We start from the raw sequence: 18,759 nt of genomic DNA, 5'->3' as shown, positions 1-18,759 counted from the left end.
CCCCCCCCGCCAGTCCGTCGTGCATTCGATGGTGGAATATGTCGACGGATCGGTACTCGCCCAGCTCGGCACGCCCGACATGCGCACGCCGATCGCCTATGCGCTTGCCTGGCCGGAGCGGATGGAGACGCCGTGCCCGCCGCTCGATCTGGCGGCGGTCGGCAAGCTGGAGTTCGAAAATCCCGATCTCGATCGCTTTCCGGCGCTGGCGCTGGCGATCGAGGCGCTGAAGGCGGGCGGGGCGCGTCCGGCGATTCTCAATGCCGCCAACGAAGTCGCCGTCGCGGCCTTTCTCGCCGGGCGGATCGGATTTCTTGAAATTGCCGCAATCTCTGCCGATACGCTGTCTCGCTATGACCCGGCCGCGCCGGACACGCTCGACGCCGTACTGGCAATCGACGAAGAGGCGCGGCGCTACGCGGCTGAGCGAGTGAAGGACTGCGTCGCTTGATCCAATCCCCCGGCATCCTGCTCACCGTTCTGGCGTTCGCGCTGGTGATCGGGCCGCTCGTGTTCCTGCACGAGCTGGGACATTATCTGGCCGGCCGCCTGTTCGGGGTGAAGGCCGAGGAATTCTCGATCGGCTTCGGGCGCGAGATCGCCGGCATCACCGATCGCCGTGGCACCCGTTGGAAGTTCAGCCTGCTGCCGCTGGGCGGCTATGTCCGCTTCGCGGGCGACATGAACCCGGCGAGCCAGCCTTCGCCCGAATGGCTGCAACTGCCGGCAAGCGAGCGCGCCAAGACGTTTCAGGCCAAGCCCTTGTGGCAGCGCGCGATCATCGTCGCTGCGGGTCCGATCATGAATTTTGTGGTCGCGATCGTCATCCTGTCCGGCTTTGCAATGGCATTCGGCGAGCTGGTCACGCCGCCCGTCGTGCGCGCAGTGGAACCCGGCACAGCGGCCGCCGCCGCCGGGCTGAAGGCGGGTGACCGCATTGTCGCACTGGGCGGACGCCAGGTCGGGGATTTCGACGATATCTATCGCTACATCGTTCTGCGCCCGGGTGCGTCGGTACGCATCGATTTCGTCCGTGGCGGCGAGGCAGGTACGCTAGACGCGGTGATCGGGACGAGCACGCTTCGCGATCGGTTTGGCAACGTTACGCAACGAGGCATGCTGGGCATCCGCCCTGGGACCTATGAGCTGCGGAAGATCTCTATTTGGGAGGCGCCGCTGGTCGGTCTGGGCAGGACGTGGCAGATCGTCGGCACCACCGTGGACGGCTTGGGCCAGATCTTTCTTGGGCGTGTCTCGGTAAAGGAACTGGGCGGACCACTGAAAATTGCGCAGGTCTCCGGTCAGAGCCTTGCGATGGGGCCACTCGATCTGGTCGGCCTCATCGCGCTCGTCTCCATTAATCTGGGATTCATCAACCTGTTGCCAGTCCCGGTACTGGATGGTGGTCACCTCCTGTTCTACGCCGTGGAAGCGGTCCGCCGGCGCCCGGTGGAGCCGCAGGTGATGGAATGGGCGTTTCGAGGCGGCATGCTCGCGATCCTCGCGCTGATGCTGTTCGTGACGCTCAACGATTTGGGTGCATTCGGCGTGTGGAGACATCTGGCCGGCTTGATCGGCTGAGGGGGTTCGTGCAGGGCGGCATGATGCCGCGCGCGTTCCGGTAATATTTGGATTCCGACTGGGGTGGAATGGTGACTGCGATCAAGGCAAGCAATTTGGGCGCGCGGGCGACGGCTACGCTATTGGCAGGGACGATCCTGTCGGGCGTGGTTGCGCCGGCGGAGGCGCAGACCGCGGCAACGCCCGCGGCTCCGGCGGCTCAGGCCCAGGCAACGCCCGCCCCGGTGGCCCCGGCGGTGGTGCGGACGATCAAGTCGCTGCGAGTGGAAGGCTCGCAGCGGATCGAGCCGGAGACGGTGCTCAGCTACACGCGCCTGCGCGTGGGCGACAGCTACACCAACGAGACGGTAGACCAGGCGATCAAGGATCTGCTCGCCTCCGAACTCCTCGCCGACGTGGCGATCGAGGGTGTCGAGGACGGCAATCTGGTACTTCGCATCCGCGAGAACCCGGTGATCAACCGCGTCGTCTTCGAAGGCAACAAGCGGCTGAAGCAGGACAAGATCGACAAGGAGATCAAGCTCAAGCCGCGCCAGATCTTCACGCGCACCGCAGTGCGCGCGGACATCGCGCGGATCATCGAACTGTATCGCCGCCAGGGCCGCTTCGCCGCCCGCGTCGAGCCGAAGATGGTCAGCCTCGACCAGAACCGCGTCGACGTGATCTTCGAGATTCACGAAGGTGCGAAGTCCAAGGTCCGCCAGATCAACATCATCGGCAACGAGGTGTTCTCGGACAAGAAGCTGCGCGCGCAGATGGCGACCAAGGTCGCCAGCCTCACGCACTTCCTCAGCTCGAACACGTCCTACGACCAGGACCGCCTCGCCTATGACCAGCAGAAGCTGCGTCAATATTACCTGACCGAAGGCTATGCCGATTTCCGCGTGATCTCGGCGGTGGCAGAGCTGACGCCGGACAAGAAGGACTTCATCATCACCTATGTGGTGGAGGAAGGCCCTCGGTACAAATTCGGCCCGGTGACGGTCGACAGCGCGATCCGCGACTTTGACGACAAGAAGCTCGCCGCCGCGCTGCCGATCAAGGAAGGCCAGTGGTATAACGCCAAGGCCGTCGAGGACACGGTAGAGCAGCTGAGCGAGACCGCCGGTCTGTTCGGCTATGCCTTTGCGGACGTTCGCCCCGACTTCCAGCGCAACAAGGATGCGCTGACGATGTCGATGAACTTCCACATCGGCGAGGCGAACCGTACCTATGTCGAGCGCGTCGACATCACCGGCAACCGTCAGACGCAGGACAAGGTGATCCGCCGCGAGTTGCGCGTAGCCGAAGGCGATGCGTTCAATACCTTCCTCGTCAAGCGCTCGCAGGACCGCATCAACAGCCTCGGCTATTTCCAGGACAAGTTCGAGATCGAGCGCAAGGAAGGTTCGGCACCGGACCGCATCGTGCTCTCGGCGAACGTGGAAGAGCGCCCGAACGGCGAACTCACGCTGTCTGCCGGCTTCTCGAGCCTTGAGCGCTTCATTCTTCAGGCCTCGATCCGCCAGCGCAACTTCCGCGGCATGGGACAGACGGCAAGCATTTCGGCCGATTATTCGAGCTATTCGAAGTCCGTCGAGCTGGGCTTCACCGAGCCCTATCTGTTCGACAGCAACATCGCGCTGGGCGCCACGATCTTCCGTCGCGACTTCAACAGCTTCAACTTCACGCAAAACAACACGCGCAACACCACCTATCGCCAGATCTCGACCGGCTTCCAGCTCGTCGCCGGCCTGCCGCTGACGGAATACTGGACGCTGTCGGGCCGCTATTATCTGTCGAAGGACAATGTGACCCTCGACCAGGCGACGTTCTACACCGACGGGCAGTGCGACCCGCTGAAGGCCGGCCGCTTCTACTGCGAACAGCTGGGCAATCGCCTGACCTCGCTGGTTGGTGCGTCGCTGATCTATGACAGCCTGAACAGCCGCCTGCGGCCGACGCGCGGCCAGCGCGTGTCGCTGGGCGTCGACGTGGCCGGTCTGGGCGGCGATGTGCGCTATATCCGCGGCAAGGCGGAAGGCGCCAAATATTGGGGCCTGGGCAGCGGCTTCGTCTTCTCGCTCACCGGCGAAGGCGGCGTGATCAAGAGCCTCGACGGCAGCGAGATCCGCATCAACGACCGGTTCTACCTGGGCGAACCGCAGTTCCGCGGCTTCGACATTCGCGGCGTCGGCCCGCGCGTGCAGCGCTTCTTCTACACAGGCGACGCCGCGACGGGCACCCAGGCGCTCGTCAGCAGCCGCGACCAGCTGATCGACGATGCGCTGGGCGGCAAGGCCTATTACCTCACCAAGGCCGAGCTGGAGCTGCCGCTCGGCTCGGGTGCGGCCGAGCTGGGCCTGCGGCCGTCGATCTACATCATGGCCGGTTCGCTCTTCTCTATCCGGCGCCCGCAGACGAACAACTATTTCCCGCAGGCCACCGATGCGGCCGGCACCAAGCTGTTCAACAAGGACGGTTCGCCGACCTTGCTGCCGCGCCAGACGGCGGTGTTCGACAGTGCGGGCAATCCGCTCTATACCGTCACCTCCGGTACCAGCCAGGGCCTGGTGACCCGCTGTACGGTCGGCTATGCGGCGACGCCTGCCGATCCGTGCGTGGGCACCTCGGTCAACCAGCAGGCGTTCAACACGACCACACCATTCTACGAAATCTATCGTGGCAGCACGGCCACGCCGCGCATTTCGGTGGGCTTCGGCGTGAACTGGAATTCGCCGTTCGGACCGCTGCGGATCGACGTGGCGAAGGCTCTCCTCAGCCAGCCCGGCGACGACAAGAAGCTTGTTACTTTCAACGTAGGGACTCAGTTCTAATGATGAAGCACCGTGTTCTCGTGGCGGCCCTGGCCGCTTCGGCGGCGTTCGTCGCGGCCGTGCCGGCCGCCGCGCAGGTCGCCGGCATCGCCACCATCAATACGATGGAGGTGATCACCCGCGCCAAGGCGTTCACCACGGCGGAAAGCCAGCTCGACACCACCTTCAAGCCGGTGCGCGACCAGATCCAGGCACGCCAGACCAAGTTTCAGACCGATGCGCGCGCGCTGATCGGCACGATCGACACCAACAAGGATGGTCAGGTCTCGGAAGCCGAAGAGCAGGCCGCCGCCGCGCGCAAGGATCCGAACTACACCCAGCTCATGACCCTGCAGAACCAGGCGAACGAGGAAATCCAGAAGCTGCAGATGCCGTCGATCCTGGCGGAGCTGTTCGCGTTCGAAAAGCTGCTGCAGCTGTATGACGCGGCGCAGATCTCGGTGGTCAACGCACGCAAGGTCAACGTGATCCTGTCGCCGGAAGCGATCGTCTACGCCCCCGACGCGGTCGACATCAGCGACGCCGTCGTCGCCGAGCTCGACAAGACGCCGACCGTTTCGATCACCCCGCCGGCCAACTGGCAGCCGCAGCAGCGCACCGTGCAGTTCCAGCAGCAGGTGAACGAGCTCAAGCGTCGCGCCTATCAGCTTGCGGCCCAGCGCGCGCAGCAGCAGCAGCAGCAGGGTGCCGCCGCGGCGCCGGGTGCGGCAGCGCCGGCCGCCCGTCCGGCCGCGCCCGCGACCAAGCCGGCCAAGCCCGAACCGCGGTGAGCGGGGGAGAGCAGGGGGGCAGCAACATCGGCCCGCTCGATATCGGGCGGGTGATGGCGGCGCTGCCCCATCGATTTCCGATGCTGCTGGTCGACCGGGTCGAGGAGCTGATCCTCGACCAGTCGATCGTCGCGGTGAAAGCCGTGACGATCAACGAGTCGTTCTTCCAGGGCCATTTCCCTGGCCGTCCGATCATGCCGGGCGTGCTCACCGTCGAGGCGCTCGCCCAGGCGGCGGGCGTGCTGGCGGTGGAGTCGCTCGGCCTCGCGGGCTCGGGCAAGCTCGTCTACTTCATGGCGATCGACAACGTGAAGTTCCGCAAGCCGGTGGAGCCGGGCGTGCTGCTCAAGCTCCATGTCGAGTTCGTGCAGAAGCGTTCGCGCGTCTGCAAGTTCGCCGGCAAGGCACTGATCGACGGCGAACTGGCGGCCGAATGCGAATTCACCGCGATGATCGCGGATCCGCCCAGCGCGTGATCGACACAAGGGCCGGACCATGGGCGCACTGACCTGGTTCGGCCTGTTCGCGGTGACGGCGATGCTCGTCACCTATGCGCTGGAGGCGCGCTCGACCTGGTGGGTGCTCGGCTTCGCCGGGGCCTGCCTGCTCGGGTCGGCCTATGGCTTCCTGCAAGGAGCCTGGCCCTTCGGGCTGGTCGAGGCGATATGGTCGCTCGTCGCCCTCCGCCGCTGGTGGGAAAAGCGGCGCCGGAAACCGCAATAAGGTTGCGCATCCGCCTGTGCTTTGCTAGGCGCGCGCGTCCGCTGCCGGTCGGAAACCGGCGGCTTTTTTCAAGGAATTCGATGTGAAGCAGAACATCCACCCCGATTACCACATGATCAAGGTGCAGATGACCGACGGCACCGTGTACGAGACGCGCTCCACCTGGGGTAAGGAAGGCGATCTCATGCAGCTCGAGATCGATCCGCTCGCGCACCCGGCCTGGACCGGCGGTCGCGGTCAGCTGCTCGACCAGGGTGGCCAGGTCGCGCGCTTCAACAAGCGCTTCGGCGGCCTCACGCTCGGCAAGAAGTAAGCCGTTCGGGAACCGGGTGGCGACGCCCGGTTCCAGCGCTTCCCAAAAAGGCTCCCGCGCACGATGGTGCGCCGGGAGCCTTTTTCTTTGCGTCGGGATGCCGGCGAATCGCCGCGCGAAAGACGCTGGCGGCAAGTCTTTGGCGGAGAGAGTGGGATTCGAACCCACGGTGAGCTTGCACCCACGGCGGTTTTCAAGACCGCTGCCTTAAACCACTCGGCCATCTCTCCGCGCGGAGATGCGCCTAGGCGCTCTTTTCGCGCGGATCAATCCATCCGCGTGCGCGACGTTCACCCTTTGCTCGGCTTCGAGTCGGGGGGCGAAAGGTACAAGCTTGGTAAATTAAGGAATTTCGGTGTTTCATGGTGGGATTCGGTCCCCTGCTGGGACCGACCTCTTGTTGAAGCGGGCGCGGCAAACGGTAGTTCGGAAAGGGCTTACCGCAATCGTTCGATACCAGCGAAACAGAGGGTACACATGACCACCAAGCTTCTTCCCGTTCTCGGCGCCGCGATCCTTGCCGTTGCTTCCGTCTCGGGCTCGGCCAATGCCGCCACCGTGATCAAGAACTACACCGCCGCCGACATGAACATCGTGCACGACACCGACGGCACCTATTCGGCCAATTTCGGCCAGTCGGGCATCAAGAGCGGCGCCTTCCAGCACATCTATTCCTTCACCCTGCCGGCCGGTCTGCTGGGCAGCGCCACCGTCACCACCAGCGCGGTGCGGATCGGCGGCGAGGGCGATCTCGACATCACGTCGGTTTTCTTCAACGGTATCGAGCTGACCGGCACCAAAAACGCCCGTAACGAGAACGTGTTCGTCAACGACGTTCCGGTGACGGCCGGCAAGGTCAACCAGATCATCATCAACGGCGTCGGCCGCGGCAATGGTTCGTACGGCGCGCAGGCCGTGTTCGCTCCGGTTCCGGAGCCCGCCAGCTGGGCGATGATGATCGGCGGCTTCGGCTTCGTCGGTGCCGCGATGCGCCGCCGCAACGTGCGCGTCGCCTTCGCCTGATAGGGCAGCCCGCACCCTCGGGGTGCGCTGGATCGAAGGACACCGGTCGCGAGGCTCGCGGCCGGTGTTTTTCTGTTGGTCGACGCCAGCCGCCGGTTTCACCGCTTTCACGGCGGATCGCCCTTCCGGTGCGGCGCCCCTTGTGCAACAGCGCCCGCATGCCGCGCACATGTTCGTTCCTATCGGGGGCCGGGGCCCTCGCGCTTGCCGTCCTTGCCCCGTTTTCATCGGCAGCAGCGCAGGATGCCGCCGGCTTCCAGGCCTATCTGCCGACGCTCGGCGCGCAGGCCGCGGCCGCCGGGGTGAGCCGCCGCACGATCGAGGCGGTGCTGCCCTCGCTCACCTACAACCCGCGGGTCGTCGAGCTAGACCGGCAGCAGCCCGAAAGCAGGCCCAACGCGCCGATACCGGCCTTCGCGCCCTATCGCGCCCGCCATGTCGATGCCGACCGGATCACCCGCGGCCGTGCTGTCTATCTCCGCGCCCGGGGCCGTCTGTCCGCCATCGAGCAGCAGACCGGCGTCCCCGAATCGATCATGGTGGCGATCTGGGGGCACGAGACCAATTACGGCCGCGTGATGGGCGGGTTCGACCTGCCGCGCGCGCTCGCCAGCCTTGCCTATGAGGGACGGCGTCGGACGCTGTTCACCGACGAGTTCATCGCCACGTTGAAGATGATCGATCGCGGGGTGCCGCGCGAGAAGCTGGTCGGCAGCTGGGCGGGGGCATTCGGCGGGCCGCAGTTCCTCCCCAGCGTCTATCTGCGGCTCGCCCGCGACGGCGATGGCGACGGCACGGCCGATATCTGGAACAGCGATGCCGATACGCTCGCCTCGATCGGCGCCTATTTCGTCGATGCCGGCTGGCGTCCGGGTGTGCCCTGGGGCTTCGCCGTCTCCGTGCCGGCGACGCTCGACCGGCGGCTGATCGCCAATCGCACCACCAGCCCGCGCTGCCCGCGCGTGCAGGGCCGCCAGAGCCAGTGGAAGACGATGGCGGAGTGGCGCGCGCTGGGCGTGGTGCCGCAAGCGCGGGCTTGGCCCGGTGACGACGTGCTGGCGACGTTGCTCGAGCCCGACGGGCAAGGCGCCGCCGCCTATCTGCTCACCGGCAACTACCGCGTGATTCTCGACTATAATTGCTCGAATTTTTACGCTTTGTCGGTAGGCCTGCTGGCCGATGCAGTGGAACGCTAGACCGATCTCGCTCGCCCTTGCGCTCGTTGCCGCGGCGAGCGCCCATGCCCAGGATGCCGACCCCGCCGCCATGGCGAGCGGGCCGCACGGCAGCTCGCAGCTCTCGCCGGGGGAGGGCCGATATGATGCGGTCGGCTATGCCGCCGTGCAGCCGCTCGGCGCCGCGGCCCTGGCGGTCAGCCCCAGCCTGTCGGCGGAGAGCTATGCCGAGGTGACCGCGCTCGACAATGGTCGCACCATCCTCGTCCGCATTGCCGAGACGGCCGAGGCGCCGGGCGCGATCGCTGGGATTTCCGAGGGCGCGGCAAGCCAGCTCGGCGTACCCGCCAACGGGATGGTGGCGGTACGCATCCGGGCGGTGCGTCCGTCGACCGAGGATCAGGCCGCACTGCGGAGTGCCGGGGCCGCGCAGCCTCGCATCGATTCGCCGCCGGCGCTGCTGCGGGCCTTGCGGCTCCAGCTCCCGCCGCCGGCGGAGACAGGCGCGCCCCTGCCGCCGCCGCCTTCGCCACCGACGCAGCCGGATCCGATCGTCGACGTCATCCCGCATGCTGCAACGGGTGCCGTTGCCGCGGCAACGCCTCGCCCGGTCTCCAAGGCCGCGCCCGCAAAACCGGCCCAAGGCCGCTATCTGGTGCAAGTGGCCGCACTTTCTTCGCCCGAACGCGCGACTGCGCTTGCCCAAAAGCTACAGGGCTTCGTAAAGGCAGGAGGCGGGCTCTACCGCGTCCAGCTCGGCCCCTTCGCGACGGAGGCGGCGGCGGAGCGGGCACGGGAAGGGGCCGTTCGGGCCGGGTTCGGAGATGCGCGCCGCACCACGGTCCGATAGGGGTACACTTATCGCGTTCTGGACCGATCATCATGAAGAAGCTCGCCGCCATTTCGTTCCTGGCGCTCGCCATCGCCGCGCCGCTGCAGGCCGCCGGCCCGGATTTCCCGACGCCCGCGCCGATTGCGTACATGGAGGACATGTCCTCCGGCGCCGTGCTGTTCGCCAAGGACGCCGATCGCCGAATCCCGCCGGCCTCGATGGCGAAGATGATGACGGTCTATGTCGCGTTCGACCTGATCAAGAAGGGCGAGCTGAAGCTCGACCAGAAGATCGAGGTGCGGCCCGAGACCTGGAAGAAGTGGCACTCGCAGGGCTCCACCATGTTCCTCGGCGTCGGCGAGCAGCCGACCGTGTCGGATCTGCTCAAGGGCATCGTCACGCTTTCGGGCAACGACGCCTGCGTCGTGCTGGCGGAGGGCATTGCCGGCACCGAGGAAGGCTTCGTCAACCTGATGAACGATCGGGCGAAGAAGATCGGCCTCGCCAACAGCCATTTCGGCACCTCGAACGGCTGGCCCGACGAGGGCCGCACCTATGTGACCGCGCGCGACCTGGCGCATCTGGCGGCCGCAACGATCCGCGACTTCCCCGATCTCTACAAGTCCTTCTACTCGCTGCCGAGCTTCAAATGGGGCAAGACGCTGGGCGCCGGCGCGGACATCGAACAGGGCAACCGCGACCCGCTGCTCGGCAAGGTGCCGGGTGCCGACGGCCTCAAGACCGGCCACACCGAGGAAGCGGGCTATGGCTTCACCGGCTCGGCCGAGCAGAATGGCCGGCGCCTGGTGATGGTGGTCGCCGGGCTCGACAGCTATAGCGGCCGCGCCGACGAATCCGTCCGCTTCATGCGCTGGGGCTTCGCCGCATGGAGCACCAAGCCGGTGGTGAAGAAGGACCGCACCGTCGGCTCCATCGACGTGCAGGGCGGCACCGCCAATCATGTCGCCGTCGTGGCGCCGCGCGACCTCAACATCACGCTGCCCTCGGGCCTGAGCCCCAAGCTCAGCGGCAAGATCGTCTATCAGGGCCCGGTCAAGGCCGGCTTCCACAAGGGCGACCATATCGCCGACCTGATCATCGAGGGCGAAGGCATGCCGCAGCAGGTGCTGCCGCTGGTCGCTGCCGAGGATGTCGGCCAGGCGGGCTTTTTCGGCCGCGCCTGGGCGGGGCTGATGTCGCTGCTCCACCTGGCCTGATCACCTTGGCCGACGCCCTGATCGGCAATGAAGATGCCCGCAACGCGCTCGCCGCCGCCATGGCGAGCGGCGCGTTGCACCATGCCTGGCTGATCGCCGGGCCCGAAGGCGTGGGGAAGGGGGCCTTCGCCCGCATCGCCGCCGCACGGATGCTGGCCGAGGCCGCCGAGCCGGATCGGCTGATGCCCGGCTGGGGCGTGCCGGAGACCAGCCGCACCGCCAGCCTGATCGCGGCAGGGAGCCATCCGGACCTCAAGATCCTCGCCCGGCTGCCCAAGGATGCGGACAAGCCGGACGAGGCGCTCGCGCGCTCGATCACCATCGCGCAGGTGCGCAGCCTCCAGCCGCTGTTCGCGACCAAGCCCTCGCTGGGGCCGCGCCGGGTGGTGGTCATCGACGCGATCGACGATCTTGAGCGCGCCGGCGCCAATGCGTTGCTCAAGAATCTAGAAGAACCGCCCGCGGGGACGATATTCCTGCTGGTGAGCCATGCGCCGGGGCGCCTGCTGCCGACGATCCGCTCGCGCTGCCGGCTGCTCCGCTTCGAGCCGCTGGGCGATGCCGAGACGACCACGGTGCTCCGGCGACAGATCCCCGAGGCCAGCGAGATCGAGATTGCGGCGCTGGTCGAGGCTGCGGAGGGCTCGCCGGGTCGCGCGCTGCGCTTCGCCGGGCTCGACCTGTCGGCGCTGGAGGCGGACATGGCGCAGCTCGCCGATTACGGCGATCCGGACAATGCGCTGCGTACCCGGCTCGGCCGCCAGCTCGGGGCCAAGGCCGCCCAGCCGCGCTACGAGGCGTTTCTGGAGCGCACGCCGAGCTTCATCGCCGCGCGCGCCAGGCGACTGGAGGGCGAGGCGCTGCGGACGGCGCTCGACGCCTATGCCGCCGCGCGCGAGCTCGCCGGGGCGGCGCTGGGGCTCTCGCTCGATGCCACCGCGACCGTGTTCGAAATGAGCGGCATCCTCGCGCGGCTTGCCCGAGGCTGATCGGGCCGCGCGTACCAGTTGCCCGTTGCTGCGCCGCATCCTAAAGCGGCGGGCATGGCTGACCCCTTCTACATCACCACCGCGATCCACTATCCCAACGGCAAGCCGCATATCGGCCACGCCTATGAGATGATCGCCGCCGACGCGATCGCGCGCTTCCAGCGCCAGCAGGGTCGTGACGTGTTCTTCCAGACCGGCACCGACGAGCATGGCCTCAAGATGGTGCAGACCGCCCGCGCCCGCGACATGACGGCGCGCGAGCTTGCCGATGAAATGTCCAGCTATTTCCGTGTTATGGCGGAGAAACTCGATATTTCGTGCGATCGTTTCATTCGGACGTCGGAACCCGGTCACTATCGTGCCAGCCAGGCGATCTGGGAGAAGATGGCGGCCAAGGGCGACCTGTATCTCGATCGCTACGAGGGCTGGTATTCGGTCCGCGACGAGGCCTTCTACGAGGAGAAGGAACTGCAGGAAGGGGAAGGGGGCCAGAAGCTCTCGCCCCAGGGTACGCCCGTCGAGTGGACCAAGGAGGAGACCTGGTTCTTCCGCCTGTCCAAGTACCAGCAGCCGCTGCTCGACTTCTACGCCGCCAACCCGGACTTCATCCGCCCGGACTCGCGCCGCAACGAGGTGTTGCGCTTCGTCGAGGGCGGGCTGGTCGACCTGTCGGTGAGCCGCACCAGCTTCGACTGGGGCGTGCCGGTGCCGGGCTCGCCCGGACATGTGATGTATGTCTGGGTCGACGCGCTGACCAACTATCTGACCGGCGCCGGCTTTCCTGACGATACCGAGCGACTGGCGCGCTACTGGCCGGCCGATCTGCACCTGATCGGCAAGGACATCGTCCGCTTCCACACCGTCTACTGGCCGGCCTTCCTGATGTCCGCCGAGATCGCGCTGCCCAAACAGGTGTTCGGCCACGGCTTCCTGCTTAACCGCGGCGAGAAGATGTCGAAGTCGGTCGGCAACGTCGTCGATCCGATGGAGCTTGCCGAGACCTACGGTGTCGATGCGCTGCGCTACTTCCTGCTGCGCGATGTGAGCTTCGGGCAGGACGGCACGTTCAGCGACGAGGCGATCGTCACGCGTGCGAACGCCGATCTGTCGAACAGCTTCGGCAATCTGGCGCAGCGGACTTTGAGCTTCATCGCCAAGAACTGCGACGGCGCGGTGCAGGCCGGTCGCGCGGAGGATGCCGATGCGGTGCTGCTGACCGAGGTCGACACCGCCTGCGCCGCCTTCACCCGCGCGTTCCAGGATCTGGCGCTCAGCCAGGGGCTGGAGGCGTGGATGGCCGGCGTATTCGCCTGCAACCAGTATATCGACGCGCAGGCGCCCTGGACGCTGCGCAAGACCGACCCTGAGCGGATGCACGCGGTACTCGGCACGCTGCTCCAGGCGATCCGCCGCCTGGGCGTGACCATCGAGCCGGTGGTGCCGACCTCGGCGGCGAAGCTGCTCGCGCAATTGGGCCCCGAGGGCGATGTGGACTTCAGGATCGCGGCGCCGACCCCCATCTTTCCGCGACTTGAACTGCAAACTTCCGAGGACGCATGAAGCTCGCCGACAGCCATTGCCACCTGATCTACAAGGGTCTGGGCGAGCAGCAGCCCGAGGTGCTGGCCCGCGCCCGCGACGCCGGGGTGGTGGCGATGCTCAACATCTCGACGCGCGAGAACGAGTGGGATCAGGTGATCGCCGTCGCTGAGCGCGAGGCCGATGTGTGGGCAAGCGTCGGCATCCATCCGCACGAAGCGGATACCCACCCCCATGTCGACACCGCCAAGCTGGTCGAGCGCGCGCAGCACCGCCGCGTGGTCGGCATCGGCGAGAGCGGGCTCGATTATTATTACGACCATAGTGACCGCGATCGCCAGCGGGCGAGCTTCCGCGCGCATCTGGCGGCGTCGCGCGAGACCCAGCTGCCGATCATCGTCCACACCCGCGACGCCGAAGAGGACACGGCGGAGATCCTGCGCGAGGAGATGGGGAAGGGCGCCTTCCCCGGCGTGATCCATTGCTTCACCGCGAGCAGGGCCTTTGGCGAGATCGCGCTGGAACTCGGCTTCTACATATCGATTTCGGGTATCGTGACGTTCAAGAACGCCAGGGACCTGCAGGAAACCGCCGCCGCGCTGCCGCTCGACCGGCTGCTGATCGAGACCGACGCGCCGTTCCTCGCGCCGGTGCCGCATCGCGGCAAGACCGGCGAACCGGCGTTCGTGGCCGATACGTGCAAGTTCCTCGCGCAGCTTCGCGGCGAGGATCCGGAAATGCTGGCCGACGCGACCCGCGCCAACTTCCACACGCTCTTCGCCAAGACCCGCGCGTGACTGGGCAGGGGAACCGCCCATGCTGAGTATCCGCATCCTCGGATCGGGTACCTCCTCCGGCGTCCCCCGCATCGGCCCCGACTGGGGTGCCTGCGACCCGAACGAGCCGCGCAACCGGCGGACGCGCGCCTCGGTGCTGGTCCGCAGCGCGACAACGACGATCCTGGTCGATACCAGTCCGGACCTGCGCGAGCAGCTTATCGCTGCGAAGGTTGCCGATGTGGATGCCGTCCTCTGGACCCACGACCATGCCGATCATTGCCACGGCATCGACGACCTCCGGCAGGTGATGCACGCCCGCAGCGGCACGCCGGTGCGGGGCCTCGCGCGACCGTTCACCTTCGAACAGCTCGGCAAACGCTTTCCCTACGTATTTGAAGGTAGGGGGAAATTCTACCCTCCCGTGGTCGCGATCGAGGCCATGCCAGACCGGTTCGTACTCGGCGATATCGCGGTGGAGGTGGTCGACCAGCCGCATGGTGGGATCACCTCGGCAGGCCTGCGTTTCGAAAACAGTGGCAAGGCAATCGGCTATGCCACGGATTTCCATGAGATGACACCCGATATGCGGGCGCTCTATGCCGGCCTCGACCTGTGGGTGGTAGACGCGCTGCGCCGTGCGCCGCACCCGACGCACCCGGATCTCGCGTCGGTGCTGGGGTGGATTTCCGAGCTTCGGCCCAAGCGTTCAGCACTGGTCCATATGGACCAGTCCATGGACTATGCGACGCTCGTCGCCGAACTTCCCGCCGGCGTGGAGCCGGGTTATGACGGGCTGGAGTTGCGGACGTGAACGGTTTGCAGGGCGTGAACCTGATATGGGCGATCGGTGCGCTGGTGCTGATCGTCAGCGCGCTCTCCGTGCGCAGGATCGGGTTCGGGCTGTTCGTGCGGACGCTGCTCGGCTGGGCGGTGATCGTGCTGCTGGTCGTTTTGGCCGTGGGCCATCGCTACGAACTCGCGGCGGCATGGTCGTCGCTTAGCAGTCGCCTGGGGATCGAGGAGCAGCGCGTCGAGGGCGACACCGTCCGCATCCGCATGAGCCCGGACGGGCATTTCTGGGCGCGGGTGACGCTGAACGGCGTCGAGCGGCGCATGCTGATCGACAGTGGCGCGACCATCACGGCGATCTCGGACCGCACCGCCCAGGAGGCCGGGGTCTCGTCTTCCGACGGGCTGCCGGCGATCATCGAAACCGCCAACGGCAGCGTCGCAGCACGTCGCAGCCGGATCGATGCGCTGGCACTGGGACCACTGAAGATGCGCGATCTTGGCGTGGTCGTGTCGCAGAATTTCGGCGACCTCGACGTGCTCGGCATGAACTTCCTGTCGCGGCTGCACAGCTGGCGCGTGGAGGGCAACATGCTCGTGCTGCAGCCGAAGGCACCGCGTTCAGCGGATTGAGAAGGATCGGCTTTCCGATCCTGTAGCGACCCAATGTTTACATAATGTAGATTATCGGCGTGAGCTATGTCGTTAGGGCAGATTCCAGATCGAAGTGCGAAAACCTAGGTAATCTGCGGTGTTCAGCCGCTTGTGGGTTCTGCAGCTCCCGTCGCCACGCTGCCCGGTAGCGCGGAAATCGGCGGTCACATCGCTGAGGCTACACATCACAGGCGTCCGGTCTCACCACGGCAGCCTCTTGGCGATCGCGGCCGAGTTCGCCTTGTTTCGCGTCCCGCGCGCGCCTTGGCCGATCTTCTCGCCTGATTCGTGGATCACGGGCTGAGCGGCTGTACTGGCCAAGCCAATGCGGCACCCGCGTTCCACCCAATCGCGCTGCTGCGACAGCGCCTTCTGTCTCCCTCGTACCGCGATCGACAATGCATGCAGACACTTAGCTTCACAGGCTCGCAAGAGGTGCCCTCTCGTCTACCGTCCCATTATACGGGATAACTGCTCGTAAAATGGTATAGACTAGTTGTCGGACAATAGGTACAATGAGCCATACGGTTTGGCCTGACCAGTTCAGCGCCACGAAGCCGGACAAGGTCGACGCCTCAAGGCGCGCCGAGGGGAGGATCTGGGGTATGCTGAACGACGGTCGAGTTGTGTCCGGTGGCGTATCGAGCTTCGCGCTCGCGCTGGCGTTGCTGCTGGGCACGCAGCAACACGCGCATGCACAGACAGCCTCTGCCACGCAACAGGACGGAGCGGAGGCGGACTCCCCTGCGGCCGCCGAAGAGATCGTCGTCACCGGCTTCCGGAAATCCTATGCCGACGCGCTCAAGATGAAACGGCAGGCCGACGGGGTCACCGACAGCATTTCCGCCGACAGCCTGGGCCGCTTTCCGGACCTGAACGTCGGTGAGGCGCTGCAGCGCGTACCCGGCGTGCAGATCAACCGCGAGGCAGCATCGCGCGACGCGACCATCAACCTGCGCGGCCTGCCCGGCACCTATGTGCGCTACACCATCAACGGCCAGGCCTATGCCGATCCGCTACTCGACGGCTCCACGCCGCTGGGCGCGTTCAACGCCGACGTCTTCTCCGCGATCACCATCATCAAGACCCCGGCCGCGGGCGACCAGGCGGGCGGCCTTTCCGGCATCGTCGACCTGCGCATCGCCCCGGCCCTGTCGCGCACCGACGGCGGCTTCGCCAAGGTCGCGGGCGAGTACAACACGCTCGGCCATTATGGCTCGCCGGCGTTCACGCTCGGCTACAACAAGCATCTGTCGGATGATTTCGCGCTGTTCGGTGTGGTCGCGTTCAAGAAGGAGAAGTTCCGCCGCGACTCCATCTATCTCAACGCCTATTCGCCGCTGAATGCGGCCACGACCCCGAATTTTGCGCAATATGCCGAGTATTACTCGCCCTTCGCGGCGAATGGCAGCTGCCCCTCCGGCAAGGTGTGCGCGGCCGGCGGCACCGGCACCAAGGGGACCACGGGCGTGCGCTTCGCATCCGATCAGCGCCAGGCGGTCAAGTATAACGAAGGCACGCTGTGGACAGCGGCGGGCGGCGCCGAGTGGCGCCCGGACGAGCGGCTGCACCTGTCGTTGGGCGGCTTCTACACCCGGCGCAACCTGTCCAAGAACCTCACCAACCTGATCGAGGTCGACTTGCGCGGCGCGCGTTCGGTCATCGCGCCAACCGATGCACCGAGGGCGCTGGTCGACGGCAATGCCTATGTCCAGACCTACAGCTACAGCACTGCCCAGCTGAACGACTCGATCCGCTCCGAGCCGATGCTGCAGCAGGCATGGAACGTGATCGGCACCGCCGACTGGCAGAGCGATGATTGGCACCTGACCGGGACGGTCGTGAAATCGCGCGGCGAGAACAACGCGCTGCAGACTCAGATCGACGTCCGCAACCTGCCCACCGCCGCCGGCAACGGCATCAACGGCAGCTTCGCCTCCGGCGGATCGAACATCGGCGGCTACCGGCTGACGGTCGACCGCACCCCCGCGCTGGTCGTGCCTTCAGGCCCCTGGTCGTGGAGTCCGGGCAACCAGCCGACCCAGATCGCCGCCAATGGCGACCAGCTGGTCGTTGCCGGGTCCTCCGGTTATGGCCTGAACAAGGTGGGGGCCGGACAGTTCGACGTGGAGCGTACGCTGGACCTGCCCTTCCTCAAGTCGATCAATGCCGGCGGACGCTATGAGGAAGACCGCTTCATCTCGCGCGGCTATCGCACCAGCGCAAAGGGTGTCCGCACCCAGAACATCGATGCGAGCTTCCTGGGTGACAACCCCTATGCGGGCTCCTTCTTCGGCGGATCGGTGCCCGGCGTGCTTACCAACTGGCCGCAGGTGAACTTCGACCGAGCGGTGGCGGCGCTGCAGCCGGTTACCGCCGCCCCCGGCGATGTCATCACGCCGACCGGCTGGATCAACGATCCCACCAACGCATCCTATGCGCTGTACAATTTCACCGTGCGGAACGACATCTGGTCGGTCTATGGCCAGGTGAAGTTCGGCTTCACCCTGGGCAGCGTGCCCGTCCATGGCAATGCAGGGCTTCACTATGAGGAGACCCGCCAGCGGATCGACACGCAGAACCGGCAGGTCGGCCCGGGCGGTGCGATCACCTATGTGCCGCAGCAGTTCCGGCAGACCTATCACAATGCCCTGCCCTCGGTGATCGTGGTTGCCGACCTGACCAATAGGTTGGTGCTGCGCGGCGCCTATTACGAGGCGTTCGTCCGCCCGCAGCCGCGCAACCTGACGCCCGCCACGACGGTCAGCGCCAATTCCAGCGGCTATGCGATCGCCTATGGCGGGTTCGACCTGAAGCCCTATTCGGCGACCGCGCAGGATCTGTCGATCGAATGGTACAACCGCCCCGGCAGCGCGATCGCGCTGGCGCTGTATCGCAAGCGCATCACCAACCTGATCGGGCCGGAAAGCCGGCTCGACAAGCTCTGTCCGGCCGATGCCTCGGCCTTCGGGCTGGGCCAGCTCTCGCTGATCGGCACCACCTGCTTCAGCAGCGTGCTGGTCAACGGCCAGCCGGCGATCGTCACCGCGACGGGCAACTACAACCAGCCGAATCCGATCACGGTGAAGGGCCTGGAATTCAGCGTACAGCAGAATTTCGACTTCCTGCCCGGTATGCTGAAGAACCTCGGCGGCCAGTTCAACTATTCCTACACCGACATCTCGGGCAAGAATCCGGACGGCAGCGCCGCGGTGCTGCCCGGCGTCTCGAAGAACAACATCAACCTGATCGGCTATTACGAGACGAAGAAGTTCGGCGTCCGTGCAACCTATAGCTGGCGCGACGAATATGTGCTGACCGGCGGATCGACCTTCACCGGCGGGCAGAGCCTGGTGGCCGCGCGCGGGCAGCTCGATGCATCGACCTCGTTCAACTTCACCGATCGCTATTCGATCTCGCTCGACCTCTACAACCTCACCAACGCCAAGCGGATCCAGTATCAGGTGACGCCGGACATTCCGCGCCAGGCGGATTATGACGGCCGCACCTTCACGCTGAGCCTGCACGGCACCTTCTGAGGGCCACGGGAAAGGAGCCG

At 66.1% G+C, this 18,759-nt stretch carries 16 protein-coding genes, 1 tRNA gene and 1 pseudogene; 17 read left to right on the top strand and 1 reads right to left on the bottom strand.

Features of this window, described 5'->3' with window-relative positions; all coding sequences use genetic code 11:
- From KK7_RS0105100 to rpmE, 7 genes and pseudogenes are all read left to right on the top strand, one after another.
- Positions 1 to 451: pseudogene (locus KK7_RS0105100) on the top strand (1-deoxy-D-xylulose-5-phosphate reductoisomerase); the annotation flags it as partial.
- Entirely contained in the window at positions 448 to 1,581 is a 1,134-nt protein-coding gene (locus KK7_RS0105095) for a M50 family metallopeptidase (RefSeq protein WP_010543560.1), read from the top strand. The pseudogene KK7_RS0105100 and the gene KK7_RS0105095, both read left to right, overlap by 4 nt.
- A gap of 68 nt (positions 1,582 to 1,649) precedes the next feature.
- A complete protein-coding gene (bamA, locus tag KK7_RS0105090) occupies positions 1,650 to 4,397 on the top strand; it encodes an outer membrane protein assembly factor BamA (RefSeq protein WP_010543559.1) in 2,748 nt (915 codons plus the stop codon).
- Entirely contained in the window at positions 4,397 to 5,167 is a 771-nt protein-coding gene (locus tag KK7_RS0105085) for an OmpH family outer membrane protein (protein ID WP_010543558.1), read from the top strand. The genes bamA and KK7_RS0105085 overlap by 1 nt, the downstream gene beginning before the upstream one ends.
- A complete protein-coding gene (gene fabZ, locus KK7_RS0105080) occupies positions 5,164 to 5,643 on the top strand; it encodes a 3-hydroxyacyl-ACP dehydratase FabZ (protein ID WP_010543557.1) in 480 nt (159 codons plus the stop codon). Before KK7_RS0105085 ends, fabZ begins: the two co-directional genes overlap by 4 nt.
- Positions 5,644 to 5,662: 19 nt before the next feature.
- Positions 5,663 to 5,890 carry a hypothetical protein gene (locus KK7_RS0105075; RefSeq protein ID WP_010543556.1) on the top strand — a complete coding sequence of 76 codons (228 nt, stop codon included), beginning with the start codon at positions 5,663 to 5,665 and terminating at the stop codon, positions 5,888 to 5,890.
- Between the two features lie 82 nt (positions 5,891 to 5,972).
- Positions 5,973 to 6,203, top strand: coding sequence for a 50S ribosomal protein L31 (gene rpmE, locus KK7_RS0105070; RefSeq protein WP_010543555.1), 231 nt, complete (start codon positions 5,973 to 5,975; stop codon positions 6,201 to 6,203).
- 140 nt (positions 6,204 to 6,343) lie between these two features.
- On the opposite strand, the gene KK7_RS0105065 is transcribed toward rpmE, so the two are convergent.
- A tRNA-Ser gene (locus tag KK7_RS0105065) sits at positions 6,344 to 6,433 on the bottom strand.
- Between the two features lie 247 nt (positions 6,434 to 6,680).
- Here KK7_RS0105065 and KK7_RS0105060 point away from each other — a divergent pair.
- The 10 genes from KK7_RS0105060 (at position 6,681) to KK7_RS0105010 (ending at position 18,739) form a co-directional block, all read left to right on the top strand.
- Positions 6,681 to 7,226, top strand: a complete 546-nt coding sequence (locus KK7_RS0105060) for an FxDxF family PEP-CTERM protein (RefSeq protein WP_010543554.1) — start codon at positions 6,681 to 6,683, stop codon at positions 7,224 to 7,226.
- Between the two features lie 158 nt (positions 7,227 to 7,384).
- Complete coding sequence (locus tag KK7_RS0105055; RefSeq protein WP_010543553.1) at positions 7,385 to 8,422, top strand: lytic murein transglycosylase; 1,038 nt, start codon at positions 7,385 to 7,387, stop codon at positions 8,420 to 8,422.
- On the top strand, positions 8,406 to 9,251 hold the full coding sequence (locus KK7_RS0105050; RefSeq protein ID WP_029622833.1) for an SPOR domain-containing protein: 846 nt from the start codon (positions 8,406 to 8,408) through the stop codon (positions 9,249 to 9,251). The genes KK7_RS0105055 and KK7_RS0105050 overlap by 17 nt, the downstream gene beginning before the upstream one ends.
- Positions 9,252 to 9,283: 32 nt before the next feature.
- Complete coding sequence (locus KK7_RS0105045) at positions 9,284 to 10,450, top strand: D-alanyl-D-alanine carboxypeptidase family protein (protein WP_010543551.1); 1,167 nt, start codon at positions 9,284 to 9,286, stop codon at positions 10,448 to 10,450.
- 5 nt (positions 10,451 to 10,455) lie between these two features.
- Positions 10,456 to 11,439, top strand: a complete 984-nt coding sequence (locus tag KK7_RS0105040) for an AAA family ATPase (protein ID WP_010543550.1) — start codon at positions 10,456 to 10,458, stop codon at positions 11,437 to 11,439.
- A 54-nt stretch (positions 11,440 to 11,493) separates the two neighbouring features.
- A complete protein-coding gene (gene metG, locus KK7_RS0105035) occupies positions 11,494 to 12,999 on the top strand; it encodes a methionine--tRNA ligase (protein ID WP_010543549.1) in 1,506 nt (501 codons plus the stop codon).
- The gene (locus tag KK7_RS0105030) at positions 12,996 to 13,775 is read left to right on the top strand and encodes a TatD family hydrolase (protein ID WP_010543548.1); all 780 of its coding nucleotides are present in this window, start codon (positions 12,996 to 12,998) and stop codon (positions 13,773 to 13,775) included. Before metG ends, KK7_RS0105030 begins: the two co-directional genes overlap by 4 nt.
- A gap of 19 nt (positions 13,776 to 13,794) precedes the next feature.
- Positions 13,795 to 14,568, top strand: a complete 774-nt coding sequence (locus KK7_RS0105025; protein ID WP_010543547.1) for an MBL fold metallo-hydrolase — start codon at positions 13,795 to 13,797, stop codon at positions 14,566 to 14,568.
- Positions 14,565 to 15,179 (top strand): retropepsin-like aspartic protease family protein, encoded by a 615-nt coding sequence (locus tag KK7_RS0105020; RefSeq protein ID WP_010543546.1) that lies wholly within the window; start codon positions 14,565 to 14,567, stop codon positions 15,177 to 15,179. The genes KK7_RS0105025 and KK7_RS0105020 overlap by 4 nt, the downstream gene beginning before the upstream one ends.
- A gap of 626 nt (positions 15,180 to 15,805) precedes the next feature.
- Positions 15,806 to 18,739: a TonB-dependent receptor gene (locus KK7_RS0105010; protein WP_010543545.1), complete on the top strand. Its 2,934-nt coding sequence runs from the start codon at positions 15,806 to 15,808 to the stop codon at positions 18,737 to 18,739.
- The last annotated feature ends 20 nt before the right edge of the window (positions 18,740 to 18,759 follow it).

Source organism: Sphingomonas elodea ATCC 31461 (genome assembly GCF_000226955.1).
In the GTDB taxonomy this organism is placed as follows: domain Bacteria; phylum Pseudomonadota; class Alphaproteobacteria; order Sphingomonadales; family Sphingomonadaceae; genus Sphingomonas; species Sphingomonas elodea.
Note: the sequence above shows the minus strand (reverse complement) of the source record. Positions and strands in the feature narration are given on the sequence as shown.

Excerpts from the sequence above, each read along its gene's own strand:
- KK7_RS0105060 (WP_010543554.1), top strand. The coding sequence starts at position 6,681 with ATGACCACCAAGCTTCTTCCCGTTCTCGGCGCCGCGATCCTTGCCGTT.
- KK7_RS0105050 (WP_029622833.1), top strand. The coding sequence starts at position 8,406 with ATGCAGTGGAACGCTAGACCGATCTCGCTCGCCCTTGCGCTCGTTGCC.
- KK7_RS0105045 (WP_010543551.1), top strand. The coding sequence starts at position 9,284 with ATGAAGAAGCTCGCCGCCATTTCGTTCCTGGCGCTCGCCATCGCCGCG.
- bamA (WP_010543559.1), top strand. The coding sequence starts at position 1,650 with ATGGTGACTGCGATCAAGGCAAGCAATTTGGGCGCGCGGGCGACGGCT.
- KK7_RS0105055 (WP_010543553.1), top strand. The coding sequence starts at position 7,385 with ATGCCGCGCACATGTTCGTTCCTATCGGGGGCCGGGGCCCTCGCGCTT.
- KK7_RS0105085 (WP_010543558.1), top strand. The coding sequence starts at position 4,397 with ATGATGAAGCACCGTGTTCTCGTGGCGGCCCTGGCCGCTTCGGCGGCG.
- KK7_RS0105075 (WP_010543556.1), top strand. The coding sequence starts at position 5,663 with ATGGGCGCACTGACCTGGTTCGGCCTGTTCGCGGTGACGGCGATGCTC.
- metG (WP_010543549.1), top strand. The coding sequence starts at position 11,494 with ATGGCTGACCCCTTCTACATCACCACCGCGATCCACTATCCCAACGGC.
- KK7_RS0105010 (WP_010543545.1), top strand. The coding sequence starts at position 15,806 with ATGCTGAACGACGGTCGAGTTGTGTCCGGTGGCGTATCGAGCTTCGCG.
- KK7_RS0105025 (WP_010543547.1), top strand. The coding sequence starts at position 13,795 with ATGCTGAGTATCCGCATCCTCGGATCGGGTACCTCCTCCGGCGTCCCC.
- KK7_RS0105030 (WP_010543548.1), top strand. The coding sequence starts at position 12,996 with ATGAAGCTCGCCGACAGCCATTGCCACCTGATCTACAAGGGTCTGGGC.